Source organism: Thermococcus argininiproducens, from assembly GCF_023746595.1.
Lineage (GTDB): Archaea > Methanobacteriota_B > Thermococci > Thermococcales > Thermococcaceae > Thermococcus_A > Thermococcus_A argininiproducens.
The window spans coordinates 1034401-1050475 of sequence record NZ_CP080572.1 but is presented as its reverse complement, the minus strand read 5'-3'; the positions used below and the strand labels follow the sequence as shown (position 1 = coordinate 1050475).

Here is a 16075-nt window from a genome sequence, read left to right as displayed (position 1 = left end):
TTTAGGACAATCACTAATGTCACCACCAAAACATTGACAATAGTAATATCCCTTTTAGCCCTTAAAAAGGTTGGTAAATTTACAAACGACCTAAGAAAATTAACCTAAACCCGTTTCGGTTTTCCATCTCCAATCTTTTTTGCTTTTAATCTTCCCGGTGATTTTTCTTCCGTGATCCACAGATGATAAACCGTTGATGTGAAGCCTTCTTCTGGGGATTTTACAAGATAAACTTTTTCCTCAAGATTCTCATTAAGCTGTGTAGAAGCTACGATTACATAATCACTTATCCCTGCTATCCATCCAATGAACCTCTTAGAGACAACGTCTTTATTTATTGGCAATATTAATACAGAATCAGGCATTTGTTTTGAACGTTGAGCAATTGTCTGGTTTAAGAGTTTAAGAGTTTCCATCTCACCGAACATTAAAGCTGTACCATCAAGAGTATTAACTAATCTTATTATTCTCTCTTTACCTGCCATTGGCAAAACATAACTTTCATAGATTATATCGATCTTTGGATTTATCAACTCTGGAGAAACCGAGTCAATATAAAATATATTCTTTCTCTTGTACTTTACGTCATATTTAGAGCCAAATATATCTATTATAACAAGCTTATCTCTTTTGAGTTCCCCTTCTATATCTAGGTCTACTTGCCTTGCAGCTCTGCAAAGCTCCTGGAGTGGAACATTATAATTAGAAATTACTCCAAATCCGTTTTCAATCTCCTTTTTGAGAATAGCAAAACCTAACATCCATGCCGAAGAGTATGCATCATAGATTATGGTTATAATCGAACCACTCAATACTTGACCCTTGAATAACTCTTTCACGATCTCAAATTCCTGGGGCATTTATCCTCCCCACTCTGAGGGCCATAAATTCAATCGAAAATTTAAGTATCATTTGATATTATAAATTTTTCCCTTTAACAAAAACAATCAACCATGATAAAAAAACTTGAAGATTGTAGGATTATGATAAAAGAGAAAACTAATTAGAGCATTGCCTTAATTTTTTCCCAAATCCTTTCTGCCAATTCTCTTTTACTCATGAGAGGCAGTTTCTCATGTCCTTCACTAGTAACCCAGTAGACCTCATTGGTTTCACTTTCAAAAGCTATTTCTCCTTTATTAGCTATTACAACGTTACTCTTTGCCTTTTCTATCTGTTTTCTGGCCCGTATAATTAGTTCCTCTTCGCTAACTCCATATTCCGCCTTAAATCCAACCAAAAACACATTTGGTTGGATTTCCTTGATCCTCTGTATTATCTTTGGAGTGGGGAGAAGCTCAAGAATCATGCTCTGTCCACTCTTTATTTTCTTTTCTGCTCTCTCTTTTGGTGTAAAATCGCTCACTGCCGCTGCTAAAACCACAACATCATACTTTTTACTTATCAGCTCATTTTCTATAGCTTCTAACATTTCCCCAACAGTTTTAACCTCTATTTGATTTTCAACAAAACTCTGTATGCTCCCCTTGGTTTTTATTAAAGTTACCTCAGCTCCTCTTAACTCTGCCTCCTCTGCTATAGCAACCCCCATCTTGCCACTACTCTTATTTGTGATAAACCTTATCGGGTCAATGTACTCCCTTGTTGCACCGGCCGTGACAAGAACCCTTTTCCCAAGTAAATCTTTTTTATGAAGCTTTTTGAGAACATGATATACAATTTCCTCAATGCTTGCTATTTTTGCTTTTCCTTCCTCAAAACGGGGCCCTATAAACTCCACACCAAGTTTCTTCAACTTTTCAATGTTTTCTTTGATTATTGGGTGTTCATACATTGTTGAATGCATAGCAGGAGCTATCATGATAGGAGTATGAGCAAAAGCAGTTGTCACTACGGTTGTTACCGGAGTATCATCAATTCCACATGCAATCTTTGATATTGTGTTTGCAGTTGCTGGACAAACCAAAACTAAATCTGCTTTGTTTTCATGCTCTCCGCAGAGCTCAACATGCTCTATGAAACCCGTAATCTCGGTGATAACTTTATTTCCCGTAGCAAATTCCATAGCATAAGGGTGAATTATCTTCTGAGCACTTGGACTCATGACAGCATGAACCTCAGCTCCATGTCTTATTAACTCCCTTGCAAGCTTCACACATTCAACAGCCGCTATACTTCCAGGGATTGCAAGAACTATCTTCTTTCCAACCAGTTTTCTACTCTTTGTTGCATATATAAGCTTGACATGATGGAGCATTTTTCTCACCAAAAGAGAATTGTAGAGTGTTGTATTTAAGGTTGCTGTTTCTAGTAAGCAGGTGAAATTCTCTCAAACTCCCTTTCTAAAAGGAATATATGCCTCCTCTCAAGAGCTCTTTCATCCACGACCACTATGAAAATTGCTTTTTTCATTAGAATATGATCCTTCAAGTGTACAAGAAACTTAAAAACCGATTCAAATCCATTTTCAAGAATTAAATACTCAATCCCATCTAGTATTAAGACCGAATCTTCTGTTACTGAATTAATAGCCCAATAATGCAGTTTTACTAGATCTGTTGGACTTATTGTATTCTCTTTTTCCACCTTGCTAATCCAAAGAACTGGAATTCCATATTTTTCAAAGAGAGGAGCATTTCTTCCAATGACGAGAATGTTTTTATCCTTTAGGAGAGTGAAAATAGGATCAAGGTTCAAAGAGGGATATAGATACCCACCAGGCTCCAATGATACCTTGATCCTATTGTCTTCTTTAAATGACCTAAACATCTTTCCAATACGCAATAGTGCAACTATCGGTAGAGAAAAGAAAACTGAATACCCCATTAACAAATCCTCTGAACTAATAAATAACATAGGTAAAAGTACATGAGGAACAACTTCCATATTTCCCATCCAACATATAAATACTGCCAATCATTTATAAAATTGTTGTTGATAACTTTTTAATAAATTAAACTAGTAATAAATTTTGGTACAGTTTGCAAACCTATTTCTCCCTGACAGCATCTTCTTCAAACCTACTTACCTCTTCTTTTGTCCCAACCCACACTACTATAACTGGCTCAATAGTTATCATACCATCCTTTATTATCGTTTTAATTTCGTTTATGGCTTTTTCTATCATATGCCCTCTATCAATTGCTTCAATTATTATTGGTAGATCCATAGAAAGTCTCAGAACATCGCTTGAGTGCACTCTACTCTTTTTTCCGAATCCATATATACCCCTATACACAGTGGCCCCAGCAAGCCCCATTTCTCTTAATCTCTCTACTATGACTTTGTACAATGGTCTACCATGCCAACTATCATTCTCTCCGATATAAATTCTCATGCGGAGAGTGTTCCAGTGTTCGATTTCAACCATAAGCTCACCTCCTTGCAAGGAAAAATCCTAAGAATACTAAGCCTATCGTTATTATAACGTTTGCTGAGATATTTAAGAAAGCAAGAAAGTGTTCTCGTTCCTTCAAGAGAGTAAACGTCTCGTAGGAGAAAGTCGAAAAAGTGCTCAAGCCCCCACAAAAGCCTGTTCCAAAGAAAGCCCTCCAATTTGAAGAAACTTCATAGCCAAGGAAAATCAAACCATAAAGGTAACCAAGCAAAAAACTGGCTACGCTGTTTACCAAAAGTGTGCCCACAGGTAGATCCTTATAAACAGGGAGCATACCAGCAATACTATAACGGGCTATAGCCCCCAGCATCCCTCCAATGCCAACTGCTAGAAGTACTTTGAGATTCATTTTCAAACCCCCTACTTTCGAAAGTTCAAGAGATCACTTAGAGTTCTAAGAGCCCTATAAGTATTCTGAAAGTTTGAGATACCCATCTCAAGACTTCTCCTAAAACCTCCATTTGGATTTTGAAGGGCCTGTATAAGTTGTATGTGAGCATCTATGTAGCGTGATTTTTCACCAAGGAGTCTTAATCCCCTCACTGCATAGAAAGTAGGTTCCAAATATGGCGGAAGAGAATAGGGAACTTCTGTAAAACCTCCACGAACCTCACACCTATGGAAATGCCTTATTGTTGGAATCTCGTATCCTAAGGTATTAAGCGCAAATATTGCTTGATAAGTCATAGTTGTCGTTGCTTGTTTTACCCCATACCCGCTTCCTTTCCTAAACATCTCAATGAATTGCCGTATTCTCTTTTTTTCTTCTGAGGAAGGCTCATACTCTATCGCATTAAATGCCCTGAGTACCCAATATGTGGCCTCAAGAGGTGTTGCAGTTCCAAATTCCTCACTCCCTCCAAGACCGATGGCAAATTTGCCTTTAAGGGGATTGTATTTTTTAAAGATGAGCTGCAAGCCTTCTTCTGCAAGATCTATTGCTCCCAAAATTGCAAGTCCTTCAATCGCCATAGATATTGCCACAACGGCTTGTTGGGGCTTTAACGAAGCATAAAGGAATTCTATTGTCTTTTCTTTTTCTGGAATTCTCGTACCCAGGGGAGTATAAGTCTTTACTGCATAATAGGTGTCGTTTATATTTGTCTCATTCAACAAAGAGATGAAACAATACCCACCATCTTCGTGTCTTCTCTCTCCAAGATACCTTAAAACTGCTTTAATATTTACATAACCCCCAAGCTCCGAGCCCATTCTACCGCCTCCTAAAGTTTTAGCGGAGAACAGGCGTCATCAGCCCTTAGTGGGCGGTTCGGGCCCGAAGCCCTGGGCGGACGCCATCGCCCAACGGCAAATCTTTAGGTAATTTTATAAGCTTTTCCTTTAGAAAGATAATAATAGCAATAAAGCTAGTGTGAGTTAACATGGAGCTCATAGGATTTGTTCACGTGGGCAATACGTTCAATGAAAGGCTCATTGCTAGAGTTTACAGGAAGGTTAATGCATATTTCAAATCAAAGTACCTCCCTATAAGGCTAGTTTATTTAGGAGAGCTTGAATTAGGACCTGGTTACTTAGTTAATATTCAAACGAAAGAGGGAAGTGTTAAAGGATACCCCCTCGAGGGGATCACCGAACTTTTACATGCAAGTCTTATTCACAAACAAGAAGAGCTTATGCAAAAAAGGAGAATAAGAGAAGAGAGGAAAGAAGATAAAAGCAAAAATACCTCGAGGATGAACAAGATTTTTGGCATAGTAAACTTCCCCCTAGTTTCAAGAAATCCCTACCTTGATTTTTACGAAAAGTTTTTGGGAATTCAACAAAACTTTCATGATCTTAGAGTAATGGTCATCTCTATAAAACCTTTTGAAGACAAAAACGAAGAAATTTTCGAAAAAAGACTATTCAAAGGCATTTTACATGAAATTGGGCATGCTTTTGGTTTAGACCATTGTCAGAATGATTGTGTCATGAATCCACCAAAACTTATTGCAGAGTGGGATCTAAGAAAAGAAGATTTCTGTAAAGAGTGCTTCTTGGAGCTGAAAGAGAATGTTGAGGGAAAAAACGATTAGTCTCATCATCCCCGCCTACAATGAAGCAAAGAGGATTGGCAGTGTTCTTTCCAAAATTCCAGATTTTGTTGATGAGATCATAGTGGTGGATGATGGAAGTAAGGACAACACTTCTGAAGTTGCAAAAAACTGGGGAGCAAAAGTGATCAGACTAAAACAAAATCAAGGAAAAGGAGCGGCTATGAAAGCAGGAATTAACGAAGCAAGTGGAGATATAATAGTTTTTATGGATGCAGATGGACAGCACAACCCTAAAGAGATAGAAAAGCTCATTATACCAATAATAAATGATGAAGCAGACTTTGTAATTGGCTCCAGACTGATAAAAACTCAGGGGAAAAGGCCACTAATTAGAAAGCTCAGTAATTTCTTGAGCACTTTCTTGATAAAGCTCAAACTGGGAATTGAAGTAAAAGATACTCAAAGCGGCTTCAGAGCCATTAAAAGAGAGTTTTTACCAGACATCGAGAGCAAACGATATGAAGTAGAGACAGAACTCCTAATAAAAGCCGTGAAAAAAGGAGCGAGGGTTAAAGAGACCCCAGTAGAGCGAATCTATGGGATTGAGACGGGCCACTTCCGATTTGAAGACATTATAAGATTCCTAAAAGTCCTTTTCAAATATTGAATTTATCAAAAATTCTGAAAATTTTAACTAACCCCCACTTAAAACAGGCATAACCTTTATTTCATCCCCTTCCTCCACTAGCGCTGTCCCTTTTGCTGGTTTACCGTTAATGAATACTATTTTATCATGAAATTCGTCATACCTAGGAATAACTTCCCTGAGAATTTCATCGACGGTTTTTTGACCTTCAAGCTTAACTTCAAGTTCTCTTGCCTTTGCAAGATGAGCAAAAGCCCCCATAAGTCTAATTCTAACCATGATCACCACCATAGAAACTTAATCTCAGGGTGTTAAAAATTTAATTGAAAGAAAAGAAAAAGCTTCACTCGAGCTGTGTAACTTTTTCAAGTTCTGGAATAACAAAATCAAGCTCAAACTCTTTGAGTGTCTCCTTCTTTGGAATACCTCTTTCATCCCAGCCCCTGAGCTTGTAGTACTCGCTAAGTAAGGCATCGTATTTGTCTTTTTCAAGATGTTCTCCTTTGTGTGGCCCAGTTTTAAGTCCTTCTTTAAACCATCTTTCTGGTGGATAGTCCATCTCCCTGTTCCAGTTGCCATCGTATTCTCTAACCCAGTAAGCCCTGATAAGAGCGTAAACTCTATCAGCTGCTTTGTAAAGGTCGTCCCATGTGTATTTAACTCCAGTAATGGCCTCAAGAAGCTTTGGATAGTAGTCTAAGCTGAGCCCAACCTCAACCCATGGAAGTCTGCACGCTGTGAGCATCTCGAAGAGACCACCTCTAAGTCTCTGTAGCTCAATAACTTTAGCAGCCTTTTCTGGATCATAAGTAATCTTGTACTCAACTTTCTGAGCCTTTTCACCCTCAATTGGCGCTGTACCAATCTCCCAAGCAATAACCCAAGCTTCCTTGTGGTGGGCCCCAATAGCACTTGTTCCATAAGCTAAAGCCATTGCTGGGTAGATGAAACAGTTGTAACCACTTACTTCCAATCCTTTTACGTGCATTGCAAAGTCCTTAGCCCCAAGTTTCTCGGCCATTGCCTTAACACCTTCAGCAGCGAAGTTTCCAAGTTCTGTTCTTCTGTAAGCAATATCCAAAGCTAGTTGTTTGGCCTTTTTGAAGTCACCAAACTCTGGGGCAGCGTCATCTTTTATGAGGCCCTTTTCTTTAGCCTCCATTACATATGAGATTGCCACACCCAAGGATATTGTATCAAGGCCCATCTCATCAGCAATTCTATTTAGAACTGAAACCTCGTTGAGTTTTCCGAGACCTAGGTTTGAGCCAAGTAAAGCAACGTTCTCATAGTCAAGTTCACTTTCCTGACCCTCTGCATCGAGAACAACGTTTCCACATGGCATGTTACAGTAAGGACATCCTCTTTGCTTAACTTTCATGCCTTCCATTGTAAAACCATCAATAGAACGAGCAAACTCAAAACTACCATCACTAAAGTTCCTTGTTGGAAGGGCTGAGTTTTCATTGGTCCATTCAAGTGCGGCCATTGTTCCTTGTCTGTGCCAGAATGGATAACCAGGTGAATTAAGGATTTTATTATATGCTTCTTGAGAGAGCTCTCTAAGCTTCTCTTTATCAGCAACTGGGATCTCTTTGGTTCCTTTTATCACCACTGCTTTTAAGTTCTTACTTCCCATAACTGCACCCATACCAGGTCTTCCAGCTGCTCTTCCCTCTTGAGAGATAACAACTGCATATTTAACGAGATTCTCCCCACCAGGGCCAATGCTTAGTACTCCCACATTCTTCCCGTGGATTTCTTTAAGTTCTTTTTCTGTTTCAAAAGTAGTCTTGCCCCATAATCCCTCTGCACTAAGAATGCTAACGTTATCATTCTCAATATAAATATAAACCGGCTTTTTGGCCTTACCTTCAACAACAAGTGCATCATAACCAGCCTTTCTTAAGTGGACAGTTGCCATTGTTCCAAGGTTACCATCACCATAACCACCTGTTATGGGACTTTTAGCAGCAATGACCATCTTTCCTCCACTCGGGGTCGGGAGTCCGTTGAATGGACCACTTGCAAAAATCAACTTATTATCGGGACCTAATGGATCTACATTCTTAGCTTCGTTCCAAAGAATCCAAGCTGCTAATCCTCTACCACCGATAAAGTTTTTCGCAACATCTTCAGAATATTCTTGCACCCATACCTTATTGTTCGTTAGATCAACTCTTAATATTCTTCCCCACCATCCTTTCATAAAAGATCACCAAAGTTCATTAATGCGTGAATTTTAATAAAATTTTGGGTTCACAAAATATTTTACTCCGAATACACTATGAAAACGTGTTTATTTAACGCAAACTCGACAAATAAGCTCTTTTGTTTAGCAACGATTTTCGAAAATTTTACGATGAAATGCAACTAAAGCAAAGAGTTTGCTAAATTGCTTTGTATATGCAAAACCTGAAAAGAATTTAAAGGCTCAATTAAAATTTCTAACTGATGAGTTATGTGGTTTAGGAGAGTTGAGATTAGGGAGATTGAAAGAGCAAAGAAAGCGTTACCCCATTATTTTTCAGTTTTTAGTGGAAAAGAAAAACCAAATTTCTTTTACGTGAAACAAGTAGAAGTATATTTCGATGAGGAAGAGGAGCTCAAAGAGCTCTGGAAAATACATGGAGAAGGCCTGGAAAAGCTGAGAGAAAATGACTTAAAAGAAAATCCAGAGAAAAGTCTCCTTGATCTCAAGGCCCTCATTGCCCATAAGATCCTAGAAAAGTGCGAACTTTGTGAGATTAAATGTCATGTTAATCGTTTTGATGAGGCAGGATACTGCCGCGTCAAAGAGAGTCTCATTGCAAGCGATTTTCTGCATATTGGTGAAGAACCAGAACTTATTCCATCATACACAATTTTCTTCTCTGGATGCAACTTTAGATGTGTTTTTTGCCAAAATTGGGATATAAGCCAGTATCGAGTGGGCGTAAGGTATTCTCCAAAAGATATGGGAACAAAAATAGGAGTTGCCTATGCAAGAGGGGCTAAAAACGTTAATTTTGTTGGTGGTGAGCCAACGCCAAATCTTCCTTTTATATTAGAGAGCCTAAAATATGTTGAAGTCCCAATTCCGGTGATATGGAACTCCAACATGTATATGAGCAAAGAAAGCATGGCCCTTTTAGACGGTATTGTTGATGTTTATTTGGCCGATTTCAAATGGGGAAATAACCAAGATGCCCTTAAGTATTCAAAAGCCCCTAACTACTGGGAGACTATTACAAGAAACTTTCTCTTGGCAAAGAAACATTACAAGGCAGAATTTCTTATAAGACACCTTGTAATTCCTGGTCATCTAGAGTGCTGTACACAGCCAATTTTAAAGTGGATAAGTGAAAACTTAGGCAAGGATATTAGAGTCAATGTAATGTTCCAATATAGACCAGAATATAAAGCACACAAATATCCTGAGATCAATAGAAGACTCACAAATGAAGAGATGACACGAGCAGCCGAACTTGCAGGAGAATTTGGGCTAAGAAACGCGTTAGTGGGATAAGATGCCCGTCCCAAATAGAGAAATCACTGATAAGGACTTAGCAACCTCCTTAATGGTAGGAATAATAGTTTATGTACTCATCCAAGTGTACACAAGATGGTACTCTAACTATCTCAAGAAAAAGGAAGAAGAGCTTAAAGAACATGAGAATATAGGAGAGCTCTACTAACCACCAGCCCTAGCTTTCATGAAAACCTCCATAAATTTTTCTATTTCTTCTTTGCTTCCTTTCAAAACTACTTTCCAACGAGGAGCCCCATAGAAAGGCTCACCTTCTTTAATACATAGATATAAGTTCGCTTTTGATTTTTCTAGAATCTCCTGTATTTCTTCTGGAGGTACCGCGGTGACAAGTTCTCGTTTCATGTGAATACCTTCACCCAGAGATCTTATAATCATTACCAAAAAGTTTATAAACATGATATGCATATGTAATATTGAACTTACATATGGAGAGGTGAAAGTACATGAGAAAGAAAATATTGGGAATTGGGTTGTTAATGTTGGGCCTCTTTGGCCTAGTGTTTGGAGCAGTGGCAGCGTATCAAGGAGAACCAGGGCCAAACCCTGATGCAATGCTTTATGCCCAGGAGGAGATGCAAGCTGGAGCTCAAGCTATGGCTATGCAAGGTCATGGCCACGGAAGGAGCGTTGAAGAGAGGGGCCAATACATGGGACTTGGAGTAAACGGTCAGTACTTGGAAGAAGTTGACGTTGACAGCGGTGAAGTGCAAGAGTACTTGAGCCAGCTCAGCGTTGAAGAGTTTACAAACCCAAGGGGAATTACAATTCAAAAACTCGTCTACGATGGCAACTACGTGGGCAAAATAGTCGGTGACTATGACCTAAACGACCTCAGCATCTATAAGGCCTACGAGACAGTTAACGGCATTAAAGTATTCCTAAGCTACGGTGATCAAATAGTGGGCTTTTTCAGGATGGCCTGAACCTTTCACTTTTTTCTTTTTTAAGGTGATGAAAGTGAAAATTTGGAATAGAATTAGAATGTTGCTTTTGTTAATTATAGACAATAAGGATAGCGGGAAAAATGTCGCTTCAGCAGTTCCTGTAGAATGGAGGGATAAGGAATGATGGAAGGATTTGCAAGACCAGAGTTCGCGCTCATAGGAGGATTTACTTTAGTGATATTGTTATTTGTGGTTATGTTTTTTATCGTTGGAGCATATTTTAGGGATTATTATGAAAAAGAGGAAGTAGAATGCTCGAAAGCTGATTGTGGGTGATGCTCATGAAAGTGCCAAGGTGGATCAGACCCACAATCGATGTTTTGCTGACGATTGACTTTATTGTAGCAGCACTCTCTGGAATTGCATTATACTTCGCTCCAAGCGGTAGGATTGCAGAAGTGACAGGATGGACGTTCTTAGGAATCAGCAGAGCATTATGGGACGCTTTGCACATATACTTTGGAATTGCAATGGTTCCTTTAGTAGGGATTCACATACTCGTGAACTTAGCTCCCCTTGTGAATCAAGTTAAAGCCATGGTCAGGGATAGGAAGACCAAGTCAATAAATGTGAAAGCCACATTAGGGCTAATCCTCGTTGTGATGGTGCTCATTGGAGGAGCTACTGCTTACACATGGAACTCAATAGAAGGAGAAGATGACACCTCCGAGATTAGTTATGAGGACACCAGCACCACGGTGAGCTACGACAACACCACTATTGAAATTACCGGACCCATGTTGAAGAGCTACACTTTAGAGCAGATTGCTCAGCTCTACGATGTCCCTGCAGATGAGCTCATACGGGTTCTTAAGGAGGACTACGATGTTGAGGCCCAAGCAGATGAGCTATTGGAGAGCATAGAGATTAAGAATGAACTTGATAGAGAGGTGTTTAAGGAGATGCTGGCTGAAGCAATAATCAAGGCTAAGACACGTGGTAATTTTGGATGAGGGAAAATTAGGAGGGAATAATATTTATTTATCATCCTGTCTAGTAATATATTCTTAGAGGTGATACGATGAAGCAGTTCGTGATCTTTATTGTCATTGGAATATTACTAGTGAGTGTTGGTGTAGGATGTATCCAAGACCAAAAAACATCAACGACTTCTCTAACAGAGGAAGAAAAGCAAGGAATACTTTGGATGCGCGAAGAAGAGAAATTAGCAAGGGATGTCTATTTAACACTCTACGAAAAATGGCATTTGCCAATATTTAATAACATAGCTGAAAGCGAGCAGACACATATGGACGCCGTAAAGAGTCTAATTGATAAATATGCCCTTGAAGATCCAGTTATTGACGAAGTAGGAAAATTCAATAACCCAGAACTCCAAGAGCTTTACAATCAACTCGTTGAGAAAGGAAGCAAGAGTGTTGAAGACGCTCTCATAGTGGGAGCAATGATTGAGGAACTTGACATTGTAGATCTACAAAAATGGATTTCAAAAACAGATAAGCAGGACATAATAGGGGTATATGAAAACCTAATGAAGGGATCAAGAAACCATTTAAGATCATTTGTATCAAACCTCAAGAACTATGGCGTCACGTACGAACCTCAATATTTAAGCAAAGAGGAGTATGAGAAGATAATAAACAGCCCCATGGAGAGTGGGACTTAAGGTTGAAATACTTCTCTATTTTAGTTTATACCAAATATTACCAACCAGAAACCATCTAATAATGCTAACCATATATCCTCTAACTCATATCCCTCACTTTATAGGGCTTGTAGGTAATTTGAGCTTCCAGAGCTCTTATGGGTATCTCCATGACCTCCAACACTTACACACTAGTTTTGATGGTTGCGAACACACTCCAAAAGTCAATATCAGAAATATATTAAAATGGGGTCCCCAGACAAAAAGATTTTTATCCCTCTTTCACAACTATTTATGTAACTGAAATCTGTCTTATGTAATAAATTCCTATGTGATGATCATGGTAGAGACAGTGAATGAACTGGCAATAATAGGAGAGGCCTTAAGTTCACCTATAAGAATTAAGATACTTAAGATGCTCTGCGAAAAAGAGTGGTATGTCTATGAGCTTGCCAAAGAACTTAGCATATCTCGCCAATTACTTTATCTCCATTTGAAAAAGCTCGAGAAGGCCAAACTAGTTGAAAGTGAGCTTCGATTAGAGCCTGGAGATCCAAGAGCTAAAAAATATTACAAGGCAAAAAATTTTAGGATCTTGATTAATAATAATGTTATAAAAAATCTAAAGGGGGAGTAAAATGCCATATGTTGGAACGCCAAGTGGGTGGATTTCAATTATCTTAGGACTCGTGTTGATAGTAATAATAGTCTTTGCATTTTATCAAATGAACAAAACTCTAAATGACCTCAAAATGGAAGTCAACAACTTAAAGAACGCCCTTAATGAAACACAGAAGAACACTGAAGAAATTAGAAAAAAGCTTGAGGAAGTTTAGATACTCTCTACTTTAAAATAAAAAGATAGCATTGTATTCTCTTCAAAAAACAAGACTTTCAAAAGATAAACATATTACACATGAAAATGAACAAGGTTATATAACCTAAGATCTCTACATAAACAAAAGGTGAGAAAAGTGAGGTTTCCTTCTCATAAGACAAAGATAATTGCCACTATAGGTCCTGCATGTAGAAACAAAGCTATCATGAAGAAAATGATAGAAGCAGGAATGAGCGTCGCTAGATTGAACTTTTCCCATGGTAGTTTAGAAGAACACGCAAAAACGATAGAATTAATTAGAAAAACTTCTGAAAAGCTTGATAAAAGAGTTGCCATCTTGGGAGACCTCCCCGGAGTTAAGATACGGGTCGGAAATCTAAAAGAAAACTCCGTAATCTTAAAAAAAGGAGAAAGGGTAATCCTCACAACAAGAGAGATCGAAGGCGATGAAAATACTATTCCTGTCGAATTTAAAGACTTCCCAAAGCTAGTTTCAATAGGAGATATCATTTACTTGAGTGATGGGTATATTGCATTAAAAGTTGAAAACGTCCGAGAAAATGATGTAGAATGCCTTGTAATCAATGGTGGAGTCCTATTCTCTCATAAAGGTATAAATATCCCAAAAGCCAACCTTCCAATAGAAGCAATAACCAAAAGAGACCTCGAAATCATAGAATTTGGGATTGAACATGGGATCGATGCTATAGGGATATCCTTTGTGGGTTCCGTTTATGATGTCCTCAAAGTTAAACGGTTTATAGAAAAGAAAAAATCCAAGATGTTTGTTATCTCCAAAATAGAACGGCCTGATGCTGTAAGAAACTTTGATGAGATCCTTAATGCCTCCGACGGTATAATGGTTGCACGAGGAGATCTTGGGGTGGAGATGCCTATTGAAAGTTTGCCAATTCTTCAAAAACAACTAATTAAGAAAGCAAATATGGCCGCAAAACCAGTAATAACCGCAACCCAAATGCTCGTTTCAATGACCCAAGACAGATTACCAACAAGAGCCGAAGTCACCGACGTAGCCAATGCAATACTTGACGGAACGGATGGTGTAATGTTATCAGAAGAAACTGCTGTTGGAAAATATCCAGTGGAAGCCGTTGAAATGATGGGCAAAATTGCCAAAGTTACAGAGGAATACAGAGAATCATTGGGCTATTCAAGAATACGGTCTTGGATAGAGGCTTTACCAAAGAAAAGTACAATAAAAGAAGCAATAACTAGAAGTATCATAGATGCACTGTGTACAGTAGAGACAAAGTACATATTAACCCCTACAAAGACTGGTTTAACTGCAAGACTTATCTCAAGATTTAAGCCAAAACAATGGATCCTGGCATTTTCCACTGACCCATGGGTATGTAATACATTGATGTTCTCTTATGGTGTGTATCCATTCTGCATGGAAGAAGAATTCAATGAAAATGACATGATATCACTAATAAAGAGCCTCGGATTAGTAGATAGTGATGATATTGTCCTCCTAACGGAAGGAAAACCCATAGGAAAGACCGTTGGAACAAATGCAATGAAAATATTCCAAATACCTTAGACATTCTCAAATCTTAATCCTCTCTTTTCCATAAATTTTTTCGCCCTTTTAATTTCCTCCTCGGATTCACCAAAGATTATTATTCCAATATACTTTCCAAAGCCTTTTGGAGAGGAGTGGATTTTCACATTAAATCTTCCTAAAACTTCATTTAAAAGTGGTGCGAGTTTTGATTCATCTGTTATCTCTGCGAGAAGCTTTTCTTGAATAAACTTTCTTTTTCCAAGTCTTGGAAGAACTTCGTTCTCAAGCATAGTTCTCATTTCCCTTGGCATCCCAGGAAGAACAAAGACTTCAGTAGAGTTATATTTAAAGTAGGCCCCAGGGGCCGCGCCTACAGAATTATCTAACACTTCTGCCCCTTTTGGTAAGTAAGCCATTTTTATTCTGGCTTCATTTAAATTTGGATCATCTACAACACCTTCTTCATAAAGCCCACGGTAAAAAACCCTGATTTTCTCTATCACCTCTTCCCTAAGCTCAAGTCCCACATTTAAGGCTTGGGCCACGGCCGCCATTGTAACATCATCATGAGTTGGGCCCAGTCCTCCAGCTATAATGAGAACCTCCGGTTCTCTTGAAAGGGCTTCTTTAACAGCACTCTTTATTTCCTCAATATCATCACCCACAGTGGTTATCCTCCTAACCCAAAATCCCCTTTCTGTGAGCTTCTGAGCAATGAAAGCAGAATTGCTGTCTACAGTGTTCCCAGTTAGAAGCTCGTCACCCACTGTAATTATCTCCGCGAACATTTTTGCTCACCTTTTTAGTTTACTCTCTCGAAAATTTTAATCTTTCTCACTCATAGAAATCCTTTAAAATAGTATACCAAATCAATCTCCGATGATAGAGAGAATAAAAGACGATTTCGTAAAATCCTACCGCTTGCAACAAAGCCTAGAAGCACTCGAACAGGTTAAGGGAGATATTAGTGAAGAGGCATACCAAAGACTAGGAGATCTCCTTCGTTATCGACTTTATGGGGAAGAATTTGAGAGAAGTAAAATTGACGAAAAGATTGCTCTAGCTTTTTCAATGGGTAGTGATAGCACGGCCTCTCTTTTGATCCTTAGATGGGCAGGATTCGAAGTGATTCCAGTAATGGTAAAGCTCCCTCAAATGAGAGATGTAGTTCTTTTTAGAGCCCAAAGCTATGGAGCTGTCTTTGTTGAGATCCCCAACTATATGGAAATTATAAATGATCAAATTCAAAAGAGAGCTCCGATCTGTGGAAAGTGTCACTCCATGATAATGGATGCAGTCAAAAATTATGCCAGAAAAAACAGGATAAAAATAGTGGCTTCGGGAGATCTTTTAAGCTTTGGTAGCATATCCATATACAAAGATGGAGATTTGATAAAGCTAAATCTCCCAGCCTTTCTCGCAATCGATAAACGAGAAGCAATAAAAATACTTAGCAGAAAATATGCACTTGGATTTGGATGTTCACTTTGGAAAGGGGCCATCAAAAATGCACCAATATTAAAACGCTTTGGTATCCAGAGGGTATTGAGGGAACTTAGAGCCGGAGCAATAGATAAAGAGATAGCCAACACACTTATTAGAGATATACTAAAGAATTAAAACGAG

At 38.6% G+C, this 16075-nt stretch carries 22 protein-coding genes and 1 riboswitch; of the genes, 12 read left to right on the top strand and 10 right to left on the bottom strand.

Translation table 11 applies throughout. The annotated features are described in order from the left end of the window. Positions 1 to 104: 104 nt before the first annotated feature. The 6 genes from K1720_RS05590 to K1720_RS05565 form a co-directional block, all read right to left on the bottom strand. Entirely contained in the window at positions 105 to 860 is a 756-nt protein-coding gene (locus K1720_RS05590) for a hypothetical protein (protein ID WP_251947354.1), read from the bottom strand. 143 nt (positions 861 to 1003) lie between these two features. Beyond that, positions 1004 to 2218, bottom strand: a complete 1215-nt coding sequence (gene coaBC / locus K1720_RS05585) for a bifunctional phosphopantothenoylcysteine decarboxylase/phosphopantothenate--cysteine ligase CoaBC (protein ID WP_251950571.1) — start codon at positions 2216 to 2218, stop codon at positions 1004 to 1006. Positions 2219 to 2268: 50 nt separating this feature from the next. Next, a complete protein-coding gene (locus K1720_RS05580) occupies positions 2269 to 2847 on the bottom strand; it encodes a DUF835 domain-containing protein (RefSeq protein ID WP_251947351.1) in 579 nt (192 codons plus the stop codon). A 103-nt stretch (positions 2848 to 2950) separates the two neighbouring features. Further along, entirely contained in the window at positions 2951 to 3331 is a 381-nt protein-coding gene (locus K1720_RS05575; RefSeq protein WP_251947348.1) for a DUF190 domain-containing protein, read from the bottom strand. Between the two features lie 4 nt (positions 3332 to 3335). Beyond that, the gene (crcB, locus tag K1720_RS05570; protein WP_251947346.1) at positions 3336 to 3707 is read right to left on the bottom strand and encodes a fluoride efflux transporter CrcB; all 372 of its coding nucleotides are present in this window, start codon (positions 3705 to 3707) and stop codon (positions 3336 to 3338) included. A gap of 11 nt (positions 3708 to 3718) precedes the next feature. Beyond that, complete coding sequence (locus K1720_RS05565; RefSeq protein ID WP_251947343.1) at positions 3719 to 4570, bottom strand: prenyltransferase/squalene oxidase repeat-containing protein; 852 nt, start codon at positions 4568 to 4570, stop codon at positions 3719 to 3721. A gap of 23 nt (positions 4571 to 4593) precedes the next feature. Beyond that, positions 4594 to 4670: riboswitch (Fluoride riboswitch) on the bottom strand. 70 nt (positions 4671 to 4740) lie between these two features. Between K1720_RS05565 and K1720_RS05560 the strand changes: the two genes are divergently transcribed. Both K1720_RS05560 and K1720_RS05555 read left to right on the top strand, forming a co-directional pair. After that, on the top strand, positions 4741 to 5394 hold the full coding sequence (locus tag K1720_RS05560) for a zinc metalloprotease (RefSeq protein WP_251947341.1): 654 nt from the start codon (positions 4741 to 4743) through the stop codon (positions 5392 to 5394). After that, positions 5372 to 6022 carry a glycosyltransferase family 2 protein gene (locus K1720_RS05555; protein ID WP_251947338.1) on the top strand — a complete coding sequence of 217 codons (651 nt, stop codon included), beginning with the start codon at positions 5372 to 5374 and terminating at the stop codon, positions 6020 to 6022. The genes K1720_RS05560 and K1720_RS05555 overlap by 23 nt, the downstream gene beginning before the upstream one ends. A gap of 27 nt (positions 6023 to 6049) precedes the next feature. Here the strand turns inward: K1720_RS05555 and K1720_RS05550 are convergent, their stop codons facing one another. After that, entirely contained in the window at positions 6050 to 6280 is a 231-nt protein-coding gene (locus K1720_RS05550; RefSeq protein WP_251947336.1) for a MoaD/ThiS family protein, read from the bottom strand. Between the two features lie 64 nt (positions 6281 to 6344). Next, positions 6345 to 8210, bottom strand: a complete 1866-nt coding sequence (gene for / locus K1720_RS05545) for a tungsten-containing formaldehyde ferredoxin oxidoreductase (RefSeq protein WP_251947333.1) — start codon at positions 8208 to 8210, stop codon at positions 6345 to 6347. Between the two features lie 252 nt (positions 8211 to 8462). On the opposite strand from for, the gene K1720_RS05540 reads away from it, so the two are divergent. After that, the gene (locus K1720_RS05540; protein ID WP_251947331.1) at positions 8463 to 9509 is read left to right on the top strand and encodes a radical SAM protein; all 1047 of its coding nucleotides are present in this window, start codon (positions 8463 to 8465) and stop codon (positions 9507 to 9509) included. Position 9510: 1 nt separating this feature from the next. Then, a complete protein-coding gene (locus K1720_RS05535) occupies positions 9511 to 9678 on the top strand; it encodes a hypothetical protein (RefSeq protein ID WP_251947328.1) in 168 nt (55 codons plus the stop codon). Here K1720_RS05535 and K1720_RS05530 read toward each other — a convergent pair. Next, positions 9675 to 9875, bottom strand: a complete 201-nt coding sequence (locus K1720_RS05530) for a TIGR04140 family protein (protein WP_251947325.1) — start codon at positions 9873 to 9875, stop codon at positions 9675 to 9677. The genes K1720_RS05535 and K1720_RS05530 overlap by 4 nt on opposite strands. A gap of 101 nt (positions 9876 to 9976) precedes the next feature. Here K1720_RS05530 and K1720_RS05525 point away from each other — a divergent pair, with 101 nt between their 5' ends. From K1720_RS05525 to pyk, 7 genes are all read left to right on the top strand, one after another. Then, positions 9977 to 10456: a hypothetical protein gene (locus K1720_RS05525; RefSeq protein ID WP_251947323.1), complete on the top strand. Its 480-nt coding sequence runs from the start codon at positions 9977 to 9979 to the stop codon at positions 10454 to 10456. Positions 10457 to 10597: 141 nt separating this feature from the next. Next, positions 10598 to 10753: a hypothetical protein gene (locus tag K1720_RS05520; protein ID WP_251947321.1), complete on the top strand. Its 156-nt coding sequence runs from the start codon at positions 10598 to 10600 to the stop codon at positions 10751 to 10753. A gap of 5 nt (positions 10754 to 10758) precedes the next feature. After that, positions 10759 to 11430: a DUF4405 domain-containing protein gene (locus K1720_RS05515; RefSeq protein WP_251947318.1), complete on the top strand. Its 672-nt coding sequence runs from the start codon at positions 10759 to 10761 to the stop codon at positions 11428 to 11430. Positions 11431 to 11498: 68 nt separating this feature from the next. After that, positions 11499 to 12104 (top strand): DUF2202 domain-containing protein, encoded by a 606-nt coding sequence (locus K1720_RS05510; protein WP_251947315.1) that lies wholly within the window; start codon positions 11499 to 11501, stop codon positions 12102 to 12104. Positions 12105 to 12423: 319 nt separating this feature from the next. After that, positions 12424 to 12720, top strand: a complete 297-nt coding sequence (locus tag K1720_RS05505) for an ArsR/SmtB family transcription factor (protein ID WP_251947313.1) — start codon at positions 12424 to 12426, stop codon at positions 12718 to 12720. Between the two features lies 1 nt (position 12721). Beyond that, positions 12722 to 12919: a hypothetical protein gene (locus K1720_RS05500; RefSeq protein ID WP_251947310.1), complete on the top strand. Its 198-nt coding sequence runs from the start codon at positions 12722 to 12724 to the stop codon at positions 12917 to 12919. A gap of 138 nt (positions 12920 to 13057) precedes the next feature. Then, positions 13058 to 14485: a pyruvate kinase gene (pyk, locus tag K1720_RS05495; protein ID WP_251947307.1), complete on the top strand. Its 1428-nt coding sequence runs from the start codon at positions 13058 to 13060 to the stop codon at positions 14483 to 14485. On the opposite strand, the gene K1720_RS05490 is transcribed toward pyk, so the two are convergent. Beyond that, entirely contained in the window at positions 14482 to 15237 is a 756-nt protein-coding gene (locus K1720_RS05490; RefSeq protein WP_251947304.1) for a molybdopterin-binding protein, read from the bottom strand. The genes pyk and K1720_RS05490 overlap by 4 nt on opposite strands. A 91-nt stretch (positions 15238 to 15328) precedes the next feature. Here K1720_RS05490 and K1720_RS05485 point away from each other — a divergent pair, with 91 nt between their 5' ends. After that, on the top strand, positions 15329 to 16069 hold the full coding sequence (locus tag K1720_RS05485; protein ID WP_251947302.1) for an ATPase: 741 nt from the start codon (positions 15329 to 15331) through the stop codon (positions 16067 to 16069). Positions 16070 to 16075: the final 6 nt, after the last annotated feature.